Raw genomic sequence first — 20930 nt, 5'->3', positions numbered from 1 at the left:
CGTAGCCAAATCGTGACAGACACTTGACCAATTGCTAACGCGCCCTTGAGCTTCCGCAGCTCAGCGGGCATTTAACATTCCTATTGCAACTCTGTCAGTTAAAAGGAAATCGAGGTCATGCGCGCGGGTATTCGGTGTGCCGTTGCTGTCATCGGAATCGGCGCGACTGTGGTCGCGGGCTCCGCCGTGCTCAACTTGCCGTCGCCGGAGGACGTGAGCCTGGCCGCGGCCAGCCAAGCGTATGCACCGTTCCCGATCGCGTCGGTGTTACCCACAAGCACCCGAGCGGTCGGCATCGCGCACCCCGTGGTGGTGACCTTCCGCGCACCAGTGACCAATCGGCCCGCAGCCGAGCAGGCCCTGAAGGTCACGTCGACGCCGCCGATGACCGGCAACTACGAGTGGCTGGACAACAAGACGGTGCAGTGGAAACCCGACCGGTACTGGCCGGCGCACAGCACAATTGCGCTCACCGTGGAAGGCCAGCCCACACAAATCAAGACCGGTCCGGCCGTCATCGGTATCGCGAGCATCGCCGAGCACACCTTCACCGTCAGCATCGACGGAGTCGAGACCGGACCGCCGCAGTCACTGCCCGCACCGCACCACCGCCCGCACTTCGGCGAACCGGGCGTATTGCCCGCCTCGTTGGGCCGGCCCGAATACCCGACCCCGGTCGGCTCCTACACCGTGCTGGCCAAGGACCGCACGGTGCAGATGGATTCCAGCAGCGTGGGCATTCCCGTCGACGATCCGGACGGCTACCTAGTCAATGTGGACTATGCCGTCCGCATCACCAACCACGGCCTCTTCGTGCACTCAGCGCCGTGGGCCGTCAATTCGCTCGGACTGGACAATGTCAGCCACGGCTGCATCAGCCTGAGCCCGCAAGACGCCGAGTGGTACTACAACACGGTCAACGTCGGCGATCCGGTGGTCGTGCGCGAGCACACCAACGAACTTCCTTCTTCGTAACCGGCTGTCGCACAGCACTTCTGCCCCACCGCCGGGTAAGCCCGGTTAGCTATCCCGCGGATTCGCGGCAATGCGCGCATGTTCGAATGTGCTCGCCCACAACGGACGCAAAAACGAAGGCCCGCCGGGGATAACCCGGCGGGCCTTCGAATCAGAGCGGGATCAGTTACCGTGCACCGGCGAGGGTCCGGGCGAAACCGGCTGCCCATCCACCGGCCCACCGGTCGGTGGCGGGCCCGACGGCGCGTCCTTTGCGCCGGCCATGTCGATCAGGGGCGCCACCGGCACACCATCGGCCACCCCACCCAGGGCAACCAGGGGCGCCCCCAGCGGCAACGGGGCAGCGATCGGCACCGGAGGAGCGCCCAGGGGCAGCGGAGCACCCAGCGGCACCGGTGGTATCGGCGGTCCGAGCGCAATCAGCGGGGCACCGGCCGGAACTGGAACAATGCCCGGGCCCGGGACCACCAGCGGGACACCGGCCATGTCGGTCAAGGGAGCAGCGCACGGTGCCGCGGCGGCCGCCGGCCCGCCGGCTGCGGGCGCGCCGCCGGCCTCACCGGCCTGCCCGTACATGCATGCCCCGCCTCCGGTCATATAGGGGACGGCTACCGCGTCCGGGCTCAACGCTATGGCGGCACCGCATAAACCAGCGCAGGCAACAACTCCGATGTTGAATCGATCGAAGATCGGCATCAACGTCCAACTCCTTCATTCGCGCGAGCCAAGTCGCCCCTCGACGGCCGACCCCATTGTTAGTGGCGTGTGTAGAACACGCCGCGCGCCGCACCGCGCTGTTTCCAAATGGTGACGTCACGACGGCGTCACAACTCAGTTGCGCGAATACTGCGTCGCAGCAACGGAAAAGACGACTCCGCGCAGCGCGGCAGGGCCCGGCACCCAGGTTGGAATCTTCTGTGTGGCCCCGTCCGGTGGGCAGATCGTCGGGTCCACGTGGTCCACTGCGCAGCATCGACCGGGGTGACATAGTTAGATCGTCCTATGAGCGAACGCGTGACGTTCCGAGGCTCCACGGGGGCGAAGCTGGCCGGGGTCATCGAGGTTCCCGGCGGCGCGGTGCGCGGCTGGGGCGTGTTCGCGCACGGCTTCACGCTCGGCAAGGACAGTCCGGCCGCGTCCCGCATCTGCAAGCAGCTGGCCTCCGACGGCATCGGCATGCTGCGGTTCGACGCACTGGGTCTCGGCAAATCCGAAGGAGACTGGGGCGACGGATCGTTCACCGTCAAGGTCGACGACATCCTCAGGGCGTGCGAGTTCATGGTCGACCGCGGGACGCCGCCCGACATCCTGGCCGGGCACTCCTGGGGCGGGGCGGCGGTGATCGCCGCGGCGATGCGGGCGCCGGGGGTGCGGGCGGTGGTCACGGTGGCGGCGCCGGTGGACCCCAGCCATGTCGAAAAGCATTACGACGCAGTCGTCGACCGCTGCCTGGTCGAGGGCAGCGCCGAGTGGATGGTGGGTGGTCGCACCCTGACGCTCAAGCGTGCCTTCGTCGAGGATGTCCGCGCGGCTCACCTGCGTGACAAGATCAAGAGCCTGCGCCGGCCGCTGCTGATCCTGCATTCGCCGACCGACAACACGGTCGGCATCGAGAACGCCAGCGAAATCTTCCGCCTGGCCCGCCACCCGCGCAGCTTCGTCTCCCTGGAAGGCTCCGATCACCTGTTGACCGCCCGCGGTCAGGCGCATCGGGCCGGCCGCATCATCGGGGCCTGGGCCGACGCATACCTGGGCGCAGATGCCGAACCCTAACGCAGAGAACACAGCTCGCGTCGTCTGTGTCCGGGCCGGGTGCCGCCCAAGGAACGTGATCCGCAGCTGTCGGCGATCGCCCGGGCGAACACGATCAACGCGATCGCAACCGACGGCACGCCCACACATCTACCCGGTCGCGCCGTCGCATTGCGAGAAGCGTTGCGCGGCAACCGCAACAGCGTACTGACCGGGACCGAGAACGCGATGTTGGCGGAGTGGCTCGATCGGCTGGCCGACCAACAGGGCTCGTGACGCTTCTCAGCGCAGCGGTCGAAACACCGGCAGAATACGGTATTTCGCGGTAAAGCTGGCCTCGCGGTACTCCTCGCCCACCTCGCCGTCATGGGCGATGACGGTCGGCCCGTCCACCGCGGCGAAGCTGAATTCAGGGACCTGCAGTTCGTGGTAGAGCGGGCTGCGTTGCAGCCGCCCCAGGGCGAGCGCGGTCAAGATCCGGATGGTGGCGAACCGGCGGCCGGTTTCCAGGATGCGCACGTCGATCAGACCGTCATCCATGCGATTACGCCGTGACGGTGCGAACCCGGTCGGCAGGTACAGCGAGTTACCGAGGAAGAACAGCGACGTCAGCAGGGTCTTGTTGTCGTAGCGGATACGCACCGGTTGGTCGTTGCGCAGCGTGTGCAGCATCGCGTAAAAGCTGGCCAGCGGTTTGCCGATCCGCTTCTCCAGCTTCTCGCGCTGCTGCACGAACGTGGGATAGGCGCCGATGCTGGCGGTGTTGATCACCAGCCGAGTTTCGTTGAGGCACACCAAATCAATGCAGGCGACGCTGCCGCGACGGATGGCCTGGACCGTCTTGCCCACGGTGTCGCAGCCGATGTCTTTGGCGAAGTGGTTGAGCGTTCCGGCCGGGAAGACGGCCAGCGGCAGGCCCGCGTCGACGGCGACCGCCGCGGCCGTGGACACCGTGCCGTCGCCGCCGCCCACCGCCAGCACTTCGGCGCGGGCGGCAGCGCTGCGCAACGCCTGTTCGGGGTCGTCGTCGGGGCCGAGTTCGACGATCTCGGCCCTGGGCAGCGCCGCGCGAACCTCGTCCACGACGCGGGCCCCGTTGCCACTGCCCGACTCGGGGTTGACGACCAGGACCACGCCGGCGCCGTCGGGGCGCTCCGGCGTGTCGATCCGCAGCGGTTCCGATTGCGGCAGAGCGGCTTCCGCGATCGGCGGAACGAGCCGGCCGCCCAGGACCGCAACGCCCGCGCCGATGCCGAACCCCGCGAGAACGTCCCCGGGATAGTGCGCACCGGTGGCCACGCGCGACAACCCGACCAGCCCGGCCAGGAGCGCCAACCCGAACCCCACGGGCGGATTCTCCAGGCCCACGCCGACGGCGAACGCGGCCGCGCTGGCCGAATGGCCCGACGGGAACGAGTTCGACGTCGGGCGGCGACGGGCCCGCCGAACCACGGGTACCTGGTCGTAGAGCGGGCGCGGGCGCCGGCGGACACGCTTGGCGATCTGGTTGGTAAACAGGCTCGTGGCGCCGAGGGTGACCAGGCCGCGCGTCACCCCGCGCTGCGCCGCGGGTTTGCGGGTCGCCAGCAGCGCGCCGGCGATCACAAACCACAGCTTGGAATGGTCGGCCGCACGGGTCAGCGGTGGCATGACGGTGTCGAGCAGCGGAGTCGGGGCCTCGGCGACCGCGGCGAACAACTCGCGATCAAGGGTGCCCAATCCCCGAGTGATCTGCTTGATGCCGCGCGCTCGCCGCCAGGGCCCGGAGTTCATCGCTTCACCCTAGCGGCGGGGCTGATAAGAATTGACGCACTATGACGCGGCGCGCAGCACCGGACTACCACCACAGGTGGTTGGCCAACGCCGAACGCCTCGGCGTGCCCAACGCTGTGACCGCCGCGATCGCCTCGGATCACGGCATCACCGCGCACGGCTTCCGGGTGCTGGAGAAGCTGACCGAGATCACCGATCCGCACGGCAAGTCGTACTTCCTGCTCACGCCGGGCACCACCGGCGCCGACGCGCGCGTCGCGACGTTGATGACCTACGTCCTCAACGCGGGCACCGGTTACGGCCGCAGGACGGGACAGCCCACCGATTTCCCCGAAACTCCGTACGGCCCCGACGAGGTCCGTCGGATCGTCGATCGGCAGGCCGCCAACCGCTGGAGTTACGACGAGGACGTCGGCTTCGTCGACCGGCACGGCGGGCGCCTGGTCACGACGCCGAACGGCATGCTGATGGGTGTCGGTGGCGACTGGGTGCAGCGGCTGTTCAGTCAGCAGGGCGGTACCGCCTGGGGTGACATCTTCCTGGTCAACGTCCCAGTCGACGGCGACGCCGCCGGCCGGCTGCGGCAGATCGTCGAGTCCGGCCACGCGTGGTACACCGACCGCACCGGGCGAGCGAGGCAAGGCACCCTCGCGCTGGAGCGCGTGCTGCATCACGAGGAGTTGCATTCCCAGCAGTGGGCCGCCAGGGGCCACGCGCGAATGATCACCGCGTACCTCTGGGAGGTGCTGCGCGACAGGGTCTTCGGCAAGACCAACCGTCTGGAATGCCAGGCCGGCCTGGCCGACGGCGGCTACCGGTGAACCGCCACCGCCCGGTTCAGAGCGCGCGAATTCCGTTGTGCAGCACCATCAGGCCGATCAACACCAGGATCACCGCCAGCATCGCGGCGTTGTTCTTCTCCATCCAGTTCTTGACGCGCTCCAAGAAATCGTCCAGCCGATGCCCCGCGGCCGCGTAGGCCAGGATCGGGATGGCGACCGTCGATGCGGATACCGCGACGAAAACCACACCCGCCGAAAGCTTGTCGATGTCGTCGTGGTGGCTGGTGCCGATGGCCAGACCGGCCGCCAGGCACATCAGCAGCACCTCGAGCCGGATCACGGTCAACAGCAGCCCGGTGATCGCCGCGCGCCGGGGGCGCATGGTGGAAAACGAACGCATCCAGGCCGGCGACTCGGTGTGACTGCGCCGAGTCACCCAGCGGTAGATGCCGAACAGGATCAGCGCCGACCCCAACACCACCCGTAACCACGACGCCCACGTCGGCGGTGATTTGTGCATGTCGCCGAGGGCGCCGGACCCTTCGACGAACAACACGGTCTGCACCACCAGCCCGAACACCCAGCCGCCCAGGAACGCCAGCCCGGCGGGTCGGGGTTGCGGTGCGTGCAGAACGAGGACCGCCGGTATGACCGACAGCGGCGAGACTGCGATAACAAGAGCCAGCGGAATGAGCGTCGTCAGCAGCGAGCTCCAGCTTCCTGCCACGGGCAAGCAATCCTCTCGTCGACTTCTGTGCCGTGTCATCGAACGCGTCGCGCTTGCTGTCCGGCCGGTCGAACCTGCCTAGGGTGGTTGTATGTGATTGCAGCGCAACCCGCGAGGAAAACACTAGGGGAAGAACGCGTGGCTCGGATTCACCTTGGGCACATTTTTCACCTTGCCGGCGCGCCGCTGCTGTCCGAATCCGCTCACGCATTGGTGTCGATCCCCGAAGGCGCGCTCGTCGTCGACGACGACGGCAAGATCGCGTTCTGCGGCGACCGGGCGGGGGTGCCGCTCAAGTACCGCTCCACGCCGGTGACCGATCACCGGCCCGGGTTTGTGCTGCCCGGCTTCGTGGACACCCACGTTCATTTCCCGCAGACCTTCGCCGGCGACTCCTACCACGGCGGCCAGCTGCAGGACTGGCTGGAGGGCCGCATCTATCCCGCGGAAGCCCGCTTCGCCGACCCGGACTTCGCGCGACGCGCGGCCGTCGAGTTCTGCGACCGGCGCATCGCGAGCGGCACGACGGCCGCACTGGTCGTCGGATCGGCGTTCCGCGAAGCGCAGGACGCCCTGTTCGCCGAGACCGCCCGGCGCGGGCTGCGGATCGTCAGCGGTCGCGGCATTCAGACCGTCGGGCCGGACGCGGCCCGGCCGTTGCTGACCTCGGAAGACGACGTGATCCGGCTGGCCCGCGAAGAGATCAACAAGTGGCACGCGGCCGACACCGGCAATGTGAAGACGGCGCGACTGCAAGTGGCGCTCATCCCGCGATTCGCCCTCGCGGTCACCACCGACACCCTGAAAGCACTTGGCCAACTCTACGATTCGGTCCGAGATCGTGGCGTGTACTTCCATACCCACCTCAACGAAGACAACCGGGCGGGCGGCGGCGAGATCGCCGCGACCAAACAGCTCTATCAGGTCGAGTCCTGTCTGGACACCTACGACGGCAGGTTCTTGCCCGGCTCGCAGGTCGGCGGACCGAGCATGCTGGGGCGGCGCAGCATCATGGCGCATGCGGTGCACTGCCAGGACGTCGAGTTGGAGCGGATGTCCCAGACGGGCACCTCCATCGCGCACTGCCCGGTCTCGCAGCAGTTCCTCGGCTCGGGCACCATGCCATGGCTGAAGACCGTTGGATCCGGTGTAAACATCAGCGCCGGAACGGATTTCGGTGGCGGCGACGAGTGGCCGATTCCGCAGGTGCTGGCCGCGGCTTTCAAGGTGCACGTCGGTGAACCGGGTGATGCGGCGGTGTCGATGCATCCCGCCGAGATGCTGTTCCTCGGAACGCTCGGTGGCGCCCGCGCGCTGGACATGGAGGAGCGGTTCGGCAACTTCGACGTCGGCAAGGAGGCCGACTTCGTCGTCATCGACCCGAACCGCACCCCGGCCCTGCGGGCGGTGATCACCGAGGGCGTGCGATCCGACGACCCCCGGATGGCCCGGGACCAGACCCTGTTCGGGTTGTTGATGAGGACGCGTGAGACGTCCATTGCGGGCACCTACGTGCAGGGTCGCCGGCTGCAACCACCGCCACCACAACGGGTGACGGCCTAGCCTTTGCGGCGCAACGTCCAGGCCGGAATCCAGTGCGTCACGCTGCGCCGCTGGGATCCGTAGCTGATCGGGTAGGTCACCAGCCCCCACCAGTCGCCCTGCTCGCACAGACCCCAGCAACTCAGCCGCCCCTCGACGACCTTGTGCAGCTGCAGGCCGTTGGGCTGGTACCTACCCGACCGATGGGGCTGGCGCGGAAACAGCACCGTCAAACCGACGAGCACGGGGATCGCCGGCCGCACCACCCGGAACGGGCTGCCGACCGGTTGGCCGTGGTACCCGATCGACGCCAGCGAACCCATCGCTCGATCATACGTTCGAATAATCCGGCCCGGAATGGCTCTGGCGAATACGGTCCGGCGCCTCGCGCAACTCGATATAGTTCGCTGGCAACCGACCGATCGACGGAAGACAAAGCTTATGAGCAGGGTAATTGCGGCCGGTCTGCTGGCGCTGGCGGACTGATGACGGTTGCGGTGGGTGTGGCCCGCGCCGACGAGGTCGAGGTCGAGGGCAACTACTCCAGCGAGAGCGGCTGCCTCGCGGATGCTCCGCACGTCGAGCTGACCCACAACGACGACCTCTACACCCACTACTCCTGCCGCTTCGGTCCGGACGGCTTCTGGCACGTGTGGCTGAATAACTAGCGGCGCCACGAGCCGATTCCGGCCGCCAGGGCCCGGGCCGGTTCTGGCAACATAGCGGCGTGTCGAGCCAGTCACGGCGCCGCGTCCTGGACCCGCTGATCATCGCGGTACTGGCCAGCGCGATCAGCCTGATCGGGGCCGCCCGTCCCTCGTTCTGGTACGACGAGGCCGCGACCATCTCGGCCGCCTACAGCCGGTCCCTGGGGCAGCTGTGGCAGATGCTGGGCAACGTCGACGCCGTGCACGGCCTCTATTACCTGCTCATGCACGGCTGGTTCCGCATCGCCCCGCCCACCGAATTCTGGTCGCGAGCCCCGAGTGGTTCGGCGGTGGGGCTCGCGGCGGCCGGCGTGGTGGTGCTGGGCAACCAATTCTCTTCCCGCACCGTGGCAATCAGCTCCGGGTTGCTCTGCGCGGTGATGCCACGCGTCACGTGGGCAGGCATCGAAGCCCGCCCCTACGCCGTCTCGATGGCGGCCGCGGTGTGGCTGACCGTGCTGTTCGGTTACACAGTGCGGCGCGGCAGCGCTGTGGCGTGGCTGTTTTACGGTATCGCCCAAGCGGTTTCGATCGTGCTCGACGTATATCTTGCCCTGCTGTTGCCGGTCTATCTGCTGTTCGTCTGCCTTTTTTTGCGCCGCCGAACGATCGTGGTTCCGTTCGCGCTCACCTCGGTGCTGACCAGCTGCGCGGTGGCGCCGTTCCTGATGGTGGCCGCGGGCCAAGTGCACCAAATCAGTTGGGTCGCAGCGATCGGGCACCGAACGATCGAGGACGTGACCGTGCAGCAATACTTCGAACGGTGTCCGCCGTTCGCGGTGCTGTCCACCCTGGTGATCGCGGCGGCCTTCGTGGTGTGGCGCCGGACATCGGTCAAAGTGGTTGCCGCAGAACGTCAGTTGTTGGCCCTGGCAGGCCTGTGGCTGCTGATTCCCACCGCGGTGATCGTGGCGTGGTCGGCGGTGGTGCAGCCGATTTACACACCGCGGTACCTGAGTTTCACCGCGCCCGCCCTGGCCCTGGTGTTGGGGGTGTGCGTCGGCGCGCTGGCGGCCAAGCCGTGGGTGGCCGCGGCGCTGATCGCGCTGTTCGCCATCGCTGCCGCACCGAATTACCTACGCGTGCAACGTAACCCGTATGCCAAGTACGGAATGGACTACAGCCAGGTGGCGGATCTGATCACCGCCGACGCGGCCCCGGGTGACTGCCTGCTGGTCAACGACACGGTCACGTTCATGCCCGCACCGATGCGCCCGCTACTGGCGGCCCGCCCCGACGCTTACCGCAAGCTCGTCGACCTCACCCTGTGGCAGCGGGCCACCGACCGTCGAGATGTGTTCGACACCAACCTGATTCCCGAGGTCGTCGCCGGCCCGTTGAGCCACTGCCGGGTCGTCTGGATCATCACCCAGGCCGACGAATCGATGCCCGCCCACCACGAACGGGGTCCGGCGCTGCCACCCGGGCCGCGTTACGGCGTGACGCCGGCCTTCGCGGTCCCACACGATCTGGGCTTCCGCCTGGTCGAACGTTGGCAGTTCAACCTGGTACAGGTGTTCAAGGCCGAGCGCTAGTCACCAGATGCGGATGTAGTCGACGAGCATGGCGGCCGGGAAGGTGCCCGCGGCCGGGTCGCCGGCACCGACGCCGCCGACGGCGAGGGTGAACATCGGCGTCATCCAGTAGCCGGGAGCGTTGAACGGCCAGCGGAAGTCGTCGGGCGCGCCGCCGTGCACGTGAATGGGCTTGTTGGGCACTTTAAAGTACTCGGCGCCGTCCCGGGCGAACTCGAATCCCTCTTCGCCCCAATGCATTCGCCAGGTATGCCAGTTACCGTCGACCAGTCCGGGGATCGATTTGCCCTCCCAGGTCTTGCCGTTGGATGCGGCGTGCACCGTGGTGCCGGGGGCCCAGTTGCCGTTGCCGTACCACTCGAAAATGTCGACCTCACCGTCGGGCAGCGGGTCCTCGTTGACCCCCCAGAACGAGGGCCACAGGCCGGGGAACAAGCAGTCGAGCTTGATCTTGGCTTCCCAGGTCTGGTTGATCATGCTGCGGAAGTTGCCGCGCAGCTTGCCGCTGTAATAGGTGTTGGTCAAAAAATCGTGCGTGGCGCACAGGACGAGGTTGGAATGGCCGTCCTGGAACACGTTTTGGCGGTCGTCCCGATAGATGCCGTCGACGGGCGGGAAAACGTCGTCCTGCCAGGTCTGGATTGTCCACTTGGCCGGGTCGGGCGGGGAGCCGGCGGGCCCGTCGAACTCGTCGGAGAAGATGTACGGCCCGCTCGGGCCGGCCGAGGGCGGCGCTTTGGGTGCCGCCGGGCGTGCCGAGGCCTCCGGGAGCGGCAACGAGGCGACCGCCGCCAGCATGCCCAGCCCCGTCGTCAACATCATGCTGCGACGATCCATATCCACCTACCACCAATCGGTAACGCCGGAGTTTCCGGCTCGGCACGGTTCCCCCCGCGGCCTACAATCGCAAACGGTGTTATAAAACCATGCGCCGCGAGCCCGCGCACGCTCCACCCAACGCATCAGAAGCCCCGCACCCAGTCGACGAGCATTTCCGCGGGGTAGGACCGCGTCGCCGGATCCCCGCCTCCCGAGCCCCCGACCGCGAGGTTCAGCACCGGGAACATCGTGTAACCGACGTCGTTGAACGGCCACATGCGGATCGGGTCGTGCAGATCTTCGATGCCGACGGCCGGCACGGTGAAGTACGGTTCGGCGCCCTCGGCATAGTCTTTCCAGAAGTACATGCCGCCGGGGTGCCACGTCACCCGCCAGGTGTGCCATTCGCCGTCTACCGCGACCGGGTGGGTCTCGAAGGCCGTGCCGTCCGGGTTGGCATGCACGGTGGTTCCCGACGGCCACTCCCCGTTGCCGTACCACTCGATCAGGTCGACTTCGCCGCTGCGACCGGGATCGTCGTTCGAAAGCCATCAGGCCGGCCAGCAACCCCCGGTGAGGCAGCTGAGTTTGACGCGTGCTTCCTAGGTGGTTCCGATCGCACCGCGCCAGATTCCGCTGACCAGACCGCCGAAATAGCCGCCACCGTCGCGGGTGGCCCGCAGCACCAGGTTCGACTGGCCGTCCACGAACACGTTTTGCCGGCTGTCGCGGTACTGCCCGAAGAATTCGGGACGGTCGAATCCGGCCGGGTTCTTGATCGGCGTACGCTGCTTGGCCACAACCCATTTCGACCGATCCGGAGCCGAGCCGGCCGGACCGTCGAACTCGTCGTGGAACACGTACGCTCCGGACGACCGCCCCGGCGCGGCGCCCGCCGGCGCAGCGGGCAGCGCCGAGCTCAGGGCGCCGAATCCCGCCAACAGCAGCATCTGCCGGCGATCCATCTCGACCTTTCGGTTAAGGGCTCCCGCAGCATAAGACAGTCGCCCGAGTTCGGTTTGCTGCTCCGCGGTGAGTCGGACATGAATTCGCTGTGAGCTCGCGACACGGCGTCCGCGGCCGGTCGTTGCCGCGCCGGGGTCCGTCCACTCGACCGAGTTCTTCGATATCAACTTCCTTGACATTGCCTGCGGCGGTGGTATCAAGGAAGTTGATGGTTCGATTTGGAAAGGAGCAATTATGTTTGGTGGTGGATTCTTCGGCGGCCCTGGCGGTTTCGGGGGCCCCGGCTTCGGCGGCCCTGGCGGTTTCGGGGGGCCCGGTGGCTGCGGCGGGCATGGTGTCGGCGGGCACGGTTGGGGGCATGGCTTCGGCGGGCACGGTTGGGGGCATGGCGGGAAGCCCCCGCTGAAGCGCGCCGCGTTTGTCACCGCGGCGCTGTTGCTCGACGGACCGGCCGATGCCGCGCAGGTCGTGCAGCGGGTATCGGATGCGACCGATGGTGCGATTACGCCGCCGCACGAGATCGCCGAGCTGGCTATCGGTGTGCTGGCCGGCCGCGGCGTGGTGACGGTCGACAACGGCGTGGCCACGCTGACCGAACTGGGCCAGAACCTGCTGGCCTGGCGGGGTGTCAGCAGCGAGACCGCGCACGCTTTCCTGGCCCGCGCGGGTCAGTTCGGCGATGTGTTCAAGATCCGCCGCGAGCTGTTCGAGATCGCGGGCCTGGCCCGCACGATCACCTGGACGGGCACCGACGAGCAGAAGCAGCAGCTTGCCGCCGCGCGGACCAAGGTTCTCGATGCGCTGCGCGAAGCCAAGAAGACGCTGCACCGCACCCTCGGCGAGGACTGAGCCCCTCGGGTGCGCGCCGAGATTGCCGTGGCGGTTTTGCTTTCCACCCCGACGGCAGCCGTCATGGCAATCTCGGCGCCACCGTCAGCGCGCCGTGGGCTCACTGATTTGGACCAACGTCTTGCCGATGTTGGCGCCGGTGAACAATCCGTTGAGCGCGTCGACGCACGACTCGATGCCGGAAAAGATGGTCTGCCGGTGCTTGAGCCGACCTTCGGCCTCCCACCGACGCAGCGCGGCGAACGCCTCGTCGAAACGGCCCCACTGGTCGAGGGCGTTGAATCCTTGCATCAGAGCGGTTTTCGACAGCAAGTTGACGTAGTTTGCCGGGCCGGGATGCTCGCCGGTCAGATAGCTGGAGATGACGCCGCAGAGTACGACGCGCGCATTCGAGGCGAGCCGGCCCAGCACCGCGTCGAGGATCCAGCCGCCGACGTTGTCGAAGTAGACGTCCACCCGGCGCGGGCAGTGCTCTTTGAGCGCGGCGGGCACATCGTCGTTCTTGTAGTCGATACACGCGTCGAACCCGAAGTCCTCGACCACCGCGCGGCACTTCTCCGGCCCGCCGGCGATGCCCACCACCCGGGCGCCGGCGATCTTGGCGATCTGTCCGGCCACCGACCCGGTGGCGCCCGCGGCCGCCGAGACGACGACCGTCTCGCCCTCCTTCGGCCTGCCGATGTCGGTCATGCCGAAATAGGCGGTGGCACCCGTCGGCCCGTACACCGACATGATGGCCAGCTGGTCGTCCTCGCCGGGAATGGGCGTGCTGAACACGTCGTCCCGCACGATCACGTATTCCTGGAAACCGGTCAATGTGGTGACGACGTCACCGACGGCGAAGGCGTCACACCGCGACGCCACCACCTCGCCGATACCGGCCGCCCGGATCACCTCGCCAAGCTGCACCGGCGGTAGGTAGCTGGGCTGGTCGTTCAGCCACGTTCGGACCGCCGCGTCGAGGCCCACATAAGTGGTTCGCAACAGGGCTTCGCCGTCGGCGGGCTCGGGCGCCGGACGGCTGGTGAGCTCGGTGTCTTCGGGCTGGACCAGCCCGGTCGGGCGGCTACGCAACAGGATCTGACGATTCAGCATGTCGGGCACGTTGCTGAAACTACCCATTTGCGGCCGCGCAGTGGGAGCATCTGTCCATGGAATCGCAGGACGACCCGGAAAAGCGCATTCGGGATCTGGAGCGCCCGCTCGCTGACACGGCGCGCGCCTCCGAACTGGGCAGCCCGCCCGCCGGCGGGCTCGGCTACCCGCCACCCCCGCCCGGGCCGGTGCCACCGCCGCCGCCCCCGTCCGGGTACGGCTACGGCGGCGCCCCTTACGTCGGCGCCGTGAACAAGTCGTCGTCGAGCAACCGGGTGTGGTGGATCGTGGGCACGATCCTCGTCATCACCGTGCTGGCCATGGCCGGAATCATCGCCGCGTTTGCCGCGCACCAACTTTCCGGAGTCCGGTCGATCATCTCCTCCGAACTCACCACCCCCAGCACGGCGCCGCTGAGCACGGCACCCCAAACGACGACACGCAGCCCGAGGTCGTCGACCAGCGCTCCCGCCACCAGCAGTGCGGGGCCGTCGACCCCGGCGACGGGCGCTCCCGGCGCGCCGTTGGATCTCTCCGGGATCGACGAAAACAAGACGATCGCATGTAACGACAACGCGGTGACCGTCAGCGGGATCAACAATACGATCGTGATCACCGGCCACTGCGCCAGCCTGACGGTGTCCGGTATGAAGAACGTGATCACGATCGACTCGGTAGACACCATCGAGGCCTCGGGCATGAGCAACCGGGTGACGTTCCATTCCGGCGCGCCGGCGATCTCCAACTCCGGGCTGGACAACCAGGTCGCGCAGGGCTAGCCGGATCAGTCGCCGGCCTCGCCGCGCACCACGTTCTGAATGCCCAGTGCCGCCAGCTGCACCCGAAAGTCGAGACTCTCCAACGTGATTGGCGCACCGAACAGCGCCATCATGGCGTCGCCGACTGATCGACGAGGTCCGTGCGCGAGAACTCGAATCGGCGAATTACTCCGGCTCGGGCGAGTCGTCGTCGAGCACGCTCACCGCGATGCCGTACGGCAAGAAACGCACCTTGCGCTTCGGATCGGTGTTGTCCTTGTTGGCACGCAACGCGTCGAGCTCGGTCGCGAATACCTGTTCGACGCGGGCGTCTCCCCCGGCGTCGACGGAGTAAATCGCCCACACACCGTCACCGGCCTCGCCGGCGGTCTCCGGCGCCGAGCGGGGCCGCCGGGACAGGTCGTCGAAGAACGCCGCCCAGCCGGTCCGGGCGCCCGGACCGCCGGCGAACTTGCTGACCCGTTCGAACACGTCGCGCAGCCCCTGGCTGCCCTCCCTGATCATCCGATCGAATTCTTCGGGATCGATTCCGAACGCACCGTACTCGCCCACGCGGCCTCCTTGCATAGCGTTACTGCCCAGTGTGCGCCCGCACCCGACGATGCGCCACGGACTTTGCTGTCGGCCGAAACCGCCGCTAGTAACCGGGGCCCAGGAACGGGTTCTGCGAATACCCGCCGCCGGGATAACCGCCCCCGGGATAACCGCCGCCGTATCCGCCGCCCGGGTACTCGCCGGGATACTGCTGGACCGGCGCCGGATACTGCGGGGCGGGTGTTGCAGGGGCCTGGTTGGCCGGCACCTGGATCGGGATCGGCACCGGCAGCAGCGGCACGTGGATCCACTGCGTGGTCATGGGCACCGTGGTGGTGGTCGGCGTCGTCGTCGAGGGAGGCGACGGCGGCGGAGTCGTGGTCGGCGTCGTCGTGATCGGCGGTGGCGGTGGCGTTGTCGTCGTCTGCACCGGCGGCGGCGGACGGTGCGTGGTGTACACCGGCGGCGGATGGGTGGTCACGACGACCGGCGGAGGCTCCGGTGAGGGTGGCGGCTCCGACGGGGGCGGCGGGGGCGGCGGCGCGACCGAGCTGGGCACCGGCGCGGCGGTCGGCGGGGGTGGCACGGCGGTCGGCGGCGGCGCGACCGGGCTTGGCACTAACGTGCTGACCGGCGGCAGCGGAACGGGAGCCACCGACGGCACCGGCGGCGCCTGCCGGTTCTCGATGCCCGTCAGCGTGTATGCCACGCCGCCGATCGCCGTCATCGCGACCAGGGCCGACATCCCGACGACCAGTTGGGAAAACCGCAACCGGCGCCAAGGCCGCTCCCGGGGCGGGTCGATCACGTTGAGGCGCATCGACCAGCCGGCCGGATTGCTGTCCTCGTCGAATGCCTCCGGGGTGTAAGGCACCCGGATGTCACCTGGATATTCCGTTTGCGACCAGGCCAACTCGCGATCGGTGAGGGCCTCCTCGTCGATCACCAGCAGGTCCCCGGCGGGCAGTTCGATGACGTCGCCGCCGGATGACGCGGTGAGCAGTCCGATCGAGGTGCGAGTGCGAATGTCGACGTCCTCCCCGCGGGAGGCCAGCAACAGCGCCCCGGCCGCGGCGGCGAATGCCGGTTGCGACGGCGACACCACCGGTCGCCGGCTGTGCACCGAAAGCCGTTCGTTGACAAGCGGAATGCTGGCACCACCGCCGACGGTGACGACGGCGCACAGGTCGCTCCAGCTCTTACGGTGCCGGCACAACATATCGTCGAAGGCGTAGATCAATCCGGTCAGCCGGTCCTGGATCAAATCACCCAGCTCGTCGCGGGTGAAACTCATGGTGGCCCGACGGCCGCCTAGCTCCACCGCGAATTCCGTTGCGGGCTGCGACGATAACTGCTCCTTGGCGGTGCGACACTGCTCCCTGAGCCGGGCCAGCTGCCCAACCGCGGCGGTGCTGGCCGGGTCGATGCCGCTGCCGTGCCCCAGCTCCTCGAAGACGCACAGCATCAGGGCCTGGTCAATCTCGTCACCGGAGAAGTCGGTGTAGCGCATGGTGGCGCTGAGCGGTTTGAAGTCGCCGGCCAGATCTAGCAGCGTCGCCGACGTGCCCGACCCACCGAAGTCGAGTAGCCCCACGACCCCGGTTGCGGCCAGGCACAATTCGGCATTCGCCGCGGTCAACGAGGCGATCGCGTCCGAAACCAGCCGCGGCGCCATACCACTGCGAACGAAGCCCAGATGGGTGCGTAATCCGTTGCGTAGAGCCTGGGTGGTACCCGGTTTCCAATACGACGGCACGGCGATGGAGATCTCCGAGGACGCCGCGTCGGCACCAACGGCCAACACCATGGCGTCCAGGGCTTCAACCGTCAACAGGTCCGGATCGTGCGCGGAGCCATCGCTGGACACCAGCGCTACCGAATCTCCGATGCGCTCGACGAACCCGCTCATCAACACGCCGGGCTCGATGAGGTTCGGATCCTCCACGGGCAAGCCGATTTTCGGTGCGCAGTGGGGATAAAGTGTCAATACAGCACGACGCGAAACCGGTGGGTTTCCGTCACGCACAGCGACCAGGTTCGTGGTCCCGATCGACAACCCAAGTGGGTCGTACATAGAGCGAATACTTTCGTCTATAGGGGTCGGTGGCCAGCGTTAACGATAGTCGCGGACACGCGGAAAGCCGATGCTTCGCAATGCCATTGGTATCCGCTCGATGCGGTTGCGTCACCGAAGCGGTACCGAAATCCCCTTGACAAATAGCCTTGGGTCAGACCACGGTCAGCGGCAGCGAACGCCTCGGTTCGAACTGAAACGTCGCTCCGCCACTGACTCTGACCACCGAAACCTCTGGCAGTTCCCCGGCGGCGACCTCGGTTTCGACCAGTTCTGCCGTCCAGTCGGTGGCCGTCCTGCTAACTCGCGCTTCGAGGTGTGGTTCAACCGCGGTGGCGATCGCCTGCAGCGGTTGCACGGATTCCGGTGAGCACAATGAGATCCACGCGCCGTCGTCGTGTGCCGGCGACGGGTGCACGTGCAGCCTGTTCGATTCCGTCTCGGCCACAACGTAGTCCGCGGGGTTCAGCAACGGGTGTAATTCGAGGACCCGCAGCGCTCCCTCGATCCCGGCGGGCAGCTTGAGTGCGCGGTGGATGCGCTCGGCGGCCAGGCCCGCGATGCCGATCAGACCGCGAGTGCACACGCCGCGGGCTTCGTCGTCATTGCGGGCACGCGCCCGCACCGCGATCGCGAACGACAGGTACAACAGGTGCATCTGCAGACACACCTCATCGGCCATCCGGACCAATGCCGAATGCGAGAAGGCGGCGAAATCGAAGTCGGACAGCAACGGGCCCGAGTAGTCCGACTGCCCCTCCTCCGATGGGTCGATGGGGTCGAGTTCCCAGGTGGCAGCGCGGGTTTGGCTGACGATGTCCAGGGCGGGGATGCTCTGCGCCTCGGGATAGGACTCGTCGATGACGACGGTCCACGCGCAATGCGGGTGGCGGTCCGCCGGGGTACGCGGGGGGCGGTGGATGGGGCGCACCTGAGCCCGGGGGTTGGTCGCCACCGCGGTGGCGTCGAACGTCGGGTCCTCGATGGTGTGGCACATCCCGAACACGTACTTCTCGCCCATCGGTTCCACGTCCAGCAGGGCGCCGCAGTGGTCGAGGTGGAATTCGCCGTGCCATCGGTCGTGCACGGTGTAGCGAAAGTCCATGAATTGCGGCGGGGCCCCGATGTCGAGTTGCAGGCCCTTGAAGATGGTGGGCACGTCGTTGCCGACGTAGTTCAGCGCCTGCTGCATCCGCCGGGTGTAGATCGGGCTCGACCCCGCCCACTCTTCGATGGCGATCTGCACCATCTCGTCGCGGCCGAATGACGAGATGCACCAAGCCATCCCGGACCGGTCGATCAACTGCCCGATCAACAGCAGCTCGGGCACGAGAACGGCGAGCTGGTCACGGGACAGTCGGGCATAGCGCGAGGGGCTGCTCACCCTACAAAAATAGATCCCTCTATGTTATAAAGTCAACAATGTCCGTTACCGCAGGCCAGCCCCGCTCGGTCGCTCCGACGCGACGGACCAGCGCGCCCCGCAAGCGCGGTGACGACACCCGGGCGAGGATCATCGACGAGACGGTCCGGTGCATCCAGGAGGAGGGTTTCGCGGCCGCGACGGCCAAGCACGTGGCCGACCGCGCCGGCGTCACCTGGGGCGTCATCCAATACCACTTCGGCGATCGCAACGGCCTGCTGATGGCCGTCGTCGACGACGGGGTGGACAGGTTGATCGGGAGCCTGTCGGCGGCGGACGTGAGCGAGCTTGCGCCGCAACAGCGCATCGAGGTCGTCATCGATACCGCGTGGAGCTGCTATAGCAGTCCGACGTCGATGGCCGCGTTCGAAATCCTGCTGGCGACCCGCGGCGGACTGGGCGAATCGTCGCGCCGGCACCTGCTCGAGATGAACTCTGCGATCGCCCAACTCGGTCGGCTGATCACCGACGATCCGGCCAAATCCGGTGTGGCCGAGGTAATTTGGGCCACCCTGCGCGGTGTGGTGCTGGCCCAGATGGTGACCGGGACCGTTATCGACTGGAGCCGGGAACGGCGCGCCCTGATCGACATGGTCACCCGGGCCTGCGCCGGCCCCGCTCACCGCGACACTTAAACCACGCACACGACACGCCGCGTGCGCTCGCAATGGCTTAAGTCTCGGCGTGCCCTGACCGACCTGTTGGCCCGTGTGCTGCAATGACGGAATGACCCTCGACGATCTGGCCGATATCGAAGCCATCAAACAAGTCAAATACCGGTATCTGCGCGCGCTGGACACCAAGCATTGGGATGACTTCGCCGACACCCTGGCCGAGGACATCAAGGCCGATTACGGGCCGTCGATCGGCAACGAGCTGCACTTCACCAACCGCGCCGACCTGGTCGACTACATGCGCACATCGTTGGGGCCCAACGTCATCACCGAGCACCGGGTGACCCATCCGGACATCACCGTCACCGGCGACACCGCAACGGGCAGTTGGTATCTGCAGGACCGCGTCATGGTCGCGGAGTTCAACTTCATGCTGATTGGCGCGGCGTTTTATCGCGACACCTACCGGCGCACCGAAGACGGCTGGAAGATTTCCGGTACCGGCTACGACCGAACCTACGACGCCACAATGTCGTTGGAGGGGTTGAACTTCACGCTCAAACCCGGTCGCGCGATCGCGGACTAGCTACTTGGTGATCGCGATAACCGCGCCCGGGCGCAGCCATTTCATGATCGACACCAACTGAGCGTCGTCGACCGCGACACACCCCTCGGTGGGGTGCCCGTCGGTGGTGTGGAAGAAGAACGCCGCGCCACCGCCCGGGGTCTTGTTCTTGTTGACGCCCATCACCACCGCGTGCTTGTACTGCGGGATCTGCAGGTTCTCGCTGTCGGCCGTGCTGAACGGACACTGCGCCTTCGGGCAGACCTGCATGGAGTTGAACGTGGGGCTGTGATCATCACCGCTCCACCAGTAGTTGGGCCCGACCACCTGGGTGTAGGGCAGCCCAGTGCCGGGATTCGGCGCGGTCCCGAACGCGGCGTCGAGGCTGTACACACCCATCGGGGTGGCCGGCACCCCGCTCTTGGCCTGCGGTGCCATGCCCGCCGACCCGACGTGGGTCGGGATACCGGTGCGCAGTGCCTGCCAGCCGGCCGCGGTGCGCTGATAGATGTCCATCGTGGCGTTCGAACCACCGGTGCTGACAACCGAAACCACCTGTGTGGCATTGCCAACCGAGTTGGCGAACCAGGGAGTGCCGGCCGCCGGCCCGACCGGCGCGGCGCCCGCGAGCGGCGCGAGCACGACCGGGACCCACGCCAAACACGCCACGGTGCATAGCGAAACGAGCAGTCGGCGCATACCGTCCATCGTCAGGTGACGCCCGGTCCAGGGTCAAGTAAAGCTTCAGCCCCCGTTTGGTCACGGCGTCGTGATCAACGAAAAGCCCTCAACGCCAAGGGTTTAGGACGTATCACCGCCAGACACAGCAGAGCGTAAAGATAACCCAAGGACCAACCGGCCAGCACATCGGACGGGTGGTGCACGTTCAAGGCCACCCGCGAAATGCCGACCAGAACCAGGACCAGTGCGCTCGCCGCGATCGCAACCGCCCCGGTGGTCCGGCCCAGTACCGGCAGCACCACCGCCAGCAGTGCGAGCACGGCGGCCATCGTCTCCAGCGCGTGCCCCGACGGGAACGAGCTTTGCGGCACGACCACCAACATCGTCGACGGCCGTGGCCGATCCGCCAGACTCTTGGCGGCCCAGGTCACCAACCCGTTCAGCGGACCGCACAGCACCAACAGCAGGCCCGCCCGCACGTTGCGTTTCACGAACGCGACCACCGCCACCACCGCGTCCAGCAGCCGCAGCGGGTCCGGCCCCAGCCACAAGGACACACCGGCCCAGACTCGCACCCACGTCGGGTGCTTGACCCCGACGTCGTGTGCGGCGTTCAGCAACGACCAGTCGAGTCCGCGCAGCCAGCCCCACTGCAGCCGGAAACCCGCCCACATCGCCGCGTAGACCGCCACGGCGAGTGCGGCGACGATCAGGGCCGCGCGTTGTCGGTGGGTCATG

The 20930-nt window shown here is 67.2% G+C and carries 22 protein-coding genes and 1 pseudogene; 11 read left to right on the top strand and 12 right to left on the bottom strand.

Annotated elements, in window-relative coordinates; translation table 11 throughout:
- Positions 1-117: 117 nt before the first annotated feature.
- Positions 118-975, top strand: coding sequence for a L,D-transpeptidase (locus AWC25_RS17995; protein WP_085167200.1), 858 nt, complete (start codon positions 118-120; stop codon positions 973-975).
- Positions 976-1137: 162 nt separating this feature from the next.
- On the opposite strand, the gene AWC25_RS17990 is transcribed toward AWC25_RS17995, so the two are convergent.
- The gene (locus tag AWC25_RS17990; RefSeq protein ID WP_069401411.1) at positions 1138-1671 is read right to left on the bottom strand and encodes a hypothetical protein; all 534 of its coding nucleotides are present in this window, start codon (positions 1669-1671) and stop codon (positions 1138-1140) included.
- A 306-nt stretch (positions 1672-1977) separates the two neighbouring features.
- On the opposite strand from AWC25_RS17990, the gene AWC25_RS17985 reads away from it, so the two are divergent.
- Both AWC25_RS17985 and AWC25_RS17980 read left to right on the top strand, forming a co-directional pair.
- Positions 1978-2748 (top strand): alpha/beta hydrolase family protein, encoded by a 771-nt coding sequence (locus AWC25_RS17985; protein ID WP_069401412.1) that lies wholly within the window; start codon positions 1978-1980, stop codon positions 2746-2748.
- Between the two features lie 39 nt (positions 2749-2787).
- Positions 2788-3003: a hypothetical protein gene (locus AWC25_RS17980; protein ID WP_069401413.1), complete on the top strand. Its 216-nt coding sequence runs from the start codon at positions 2788-2790 to the stop codon at positions 3001-3003.
- Between the two features lie 6 nt (positions 3004-3009).
- Here the strand turns inward: AWC25_RS17980 and AWC25_RS17975 are convergent, their stop codons facing one another.
- Complete coding sequence (locus AWC25_RS17975; RefSeq protein ID WP_069401414.1) at positions 3010-4500, bottom strand: bifunctional phosphatase PAP2/diacylglycerol kinase family protein; 1491 nt, start codon at positions 4498-4500, stop codon at positions 3010-3012.
- 41 nt (positions 4501-4541) lie between these two features.
- Between AWC25_RS17975 and AWC25_RS17970 the strand changes: the two genes are divergently transcribed.
- Positions 4542-5321 (top strand): hypothetical protein, encoded by a 780-nt coding sequence (locus tag AWC25_RS17970; RefSeq protein ID WP_069401415.1) that lies wholly within the window; start codon positions 4542-4544, stop codon positions 5319-5321.
- A 16-nt stretch (positions 5322-5337) separates the two neighbouring features.
- Here AWC25_RS17970 and AWC25_RS17965 read toward each other — a convergent pair whose 3' ends face one another.
- Entirely contained in the window at positions 5338-6009 is a 672-nt protein-coding gene (locus AWC25_RS17965) for a GAP family protein (protein WP_069401416.1), read from the bottom strand.
- A gap of 138 nt (positions 6010-6147) precedes the next feature.
- On the opposite strand from AWC25_RS17965, the gene AWC25_RS17960 reads away from it, so the two are divergent.
- The gene (locus AWC25_RS17960) at positions 6148-7572 is read left to right on the top strand and encodes an amidohydrolase family protein (protein WP_069401417.1); all 1425 of its coding nucleotides are present in this window, start codon (positions 6148-6150) and stop codon (positions 7570-7572) included.
- Here the strand turns inward: AWC25_RS17960 and AWC25_RS17955 are convergent.
- Positions 7569-7874, bottom strand: coding sequence for a hypothetical protein (locus tag AWC25_RS17955; RefSeq protein ID WP_069401418.1), 306 nt, complete (start codon positions 7872-7874; stop codon positions 7569-7571). The two genes, AWC25_RS17960 and AWC25_RS17955, sit on opposite strands and share 4 nt — an antisense overlap.
- A gap of 162 nt (positions 7875-8036) precedes the next feature.
- Between AWC25_RS17955 and AWC25_RS17950 the strand changes: the two genes are divergently transcribed.
- Both AWC25_RS17950 and AWC25_RS17945 read left to right on the top strand, forming a co-directional pair.
- A complete protein-coding gene (locus AWC25_RS17950) occupies positions 8037-8219 on the top strand; it encodes a hypothetical protein (RefSeq protein WP_069401419.1) in 183 nt (60 codons plus the stop codon).
- Between the two features lie 59 nt (positions 8220-8278).
- Positions 8279-9793, top strand: coding sequence for a glycosyltransferase family 39 protein (locus AWC25_RS17945; protein ID WP_069401420.1), 1515 nt, complete (start codon positions 8279-8281; stop codon positions 9791-9793).
- Here AWC25_RS17945 and AWC25_RS17940 read toward each other — a convergent pair whose 3' ends face one another.
- The gene (locus tag AWC25_RS17940) at positions 9794-10630 is read right to left on the bottom strand and encodes a glycoside hydrolase family 16 protein (RefSeq protein WP_069401421.1); all 837 of its coding nucleotides are present in this window, start codon (positions 10628-10630) and stop codon (positions 9794-9796) included.
- 125 nt (positions 10631-10755) lie between these two features.
- Positions 10756-11577 (bottom strand): annotated as a pseudogene (locus AWC25_RS17935) (glycoside hydrolase family 16 protein).
- A gap of 235 nt (positions 11578-11812) precedes the next feature.
- Between AWC25_RS17935 and AWC25_RS17930 the strand changes: the two are divergent.
- A complete protein-coding gene (locus tag AWC25_RS17930) occupies positions 11813-12427 on the top strand; it encodes a hypothetical protein (protein WP_085167199.1) in 615 nt (204 codons plus the stop codon).
- Between the two features lie 84 nt (positions 12428-12511).
- Here the strand turns inward: AWC25_RS17930 and AWC25_RS17925 are convergent, their stop codons facing one another.
- Positions 12512-13531 (bottom strand): NADP-dependent oxidoreductase, encoded by a 1020-nt coding sequence (locus tag AWC25_RS17925; RefSeq protein WP_069401448.1) that lies wholly within the window; start codon positions 13529-13531, stop codon positions 12512-12514.
- A gap of 47 nt (positions 13532-13578) precedes the next feature.
- Between AWC25_RS17925 and AWC25_RS17920 the strand changes: the two genes are divergently transcribed.
- A complete protein-coding gene (locus AWC25_RS17920; protein ID WP_069401423.1) occupies positions 13579-14301 on the top strand; it encodes a DUF3060 domain-containing protein in 723 nt (240 codons plus the stop codon).
- Positions 14302-14466: 165 nt separating this feature from the next.
- Here AWC25_RS17920 and AWC25_RS17915 read toward each other — a convergent pair whose 3' ends face one another.
- The 3 genes from AWC25_RS17915 to AWC25_RS17905 form a co-directional block, all read right to left on the bottom strand.
- Positions 14467-14853 (bottom strand): hypothetical protein, encoded by a 387-nt coding sequence (locus tag AWC25_RS17915; protein ID WP_069401449.1) that lies wholly within the window; start codon positions 14851-14853, stop codon positions 14467-14469.
- An 85-nt stretch (positions 14854-14938) separates the two neighbouring features.
- A complete protein-coding gene (locus AWC25_RS17910; protein ID WP_069401424.1) occupies positions 14939-16909 on the bottom strand; it encodes an Hsp70 family protein in 1971 nt (656 codons plus the stop codon).
- A 154-nt stretch (positions 16910-17063) separates the two neighbouring features.
- Positions 17064-18293, bottom strand: coding sequence for a hypothetical protein (locus tag AWC25_RS17905; RefSeq protein WP_069401425.1), 1230 nt, complete (start codon positions 18291-18293; stop codon positions 17064-17066).
- Positions 18294-18331: 38 nt separating this feature from the next.
- Between AWC25_RS17905 and AWC25_RS17900 the strand changes: the two genes are divergently transcribed.
- Together AWC25_RS17900 and AWC25_RS17895 are read left to right on the top strand one after the other, a co-directional pair.
- Positions 18332-18967, top strand: coding sequence for a TetR/AcrR family transcriptional regulator (locus tag AWC25_RS17900; protein ID WP_069401426.1), 636 nt, complete (start codon positions 18332-18334; stop codon positions 18965-18967).
- A 91-nt stretch (positions 18968-19058) separates the two neighbouring features.
- Positions 19059-19532 carry a nuclear transport factor 2 family protein gene (locus AWC25_RS17895; protein WP_276048471.1) on the top strand — a complete coding sequence of 158 codons (474 nt, stop codon included), beginning with the start codon at positions 19059-19061 and terminating at the stop codon, positions 19530-19532.
- Here the strand turns inward: AWC25_RS17895 and AWC25_RS17890 are convergent, their stop codons facing one another.
- Together AWC25_RS17890 and AWC25_RS17885 are read right to left on the bottom strand one after the other, a co-directional pair.
- A complete protein-coding gene (locus AWC25_RS17890) occupies positions 19533-20210 on the bottom strand; it encodes a L,D-transpeptidase family protein (protein ID WP_069401450.1) in 678 nt (225 codons plus the stop codon).
- A gap of 74 nt (positions 20211-20284) precedes the next feature.
- Positions 20285-20929, bottom strand: a complete 645-nt coding sequence (locus AWC25_RS17885) for a phosphatase PAP2 family protein (protein WP_069401428.1) — start codon at positions 20927-20929, stop codon at positions 20285-20287.
- Position 20930 lies beyond the last annotated feature (1 nt).

This window comes from Mycobacterium sherrisii (assembly GCF_002102355.1).
GTDB classification, from domain to species: domain Bacteria; phylum Actinomycetota; class Actinomycetes; order Mycobacteriales; family Mycobacteriaceae; genus Mycobacterium; species Mycobacterium sherrisii.
The sequence above is the reverse complement of the archived record's forward strand: the minus strand, read 5'-3'. Positions and strand labels throughout refer to the sequence as shown.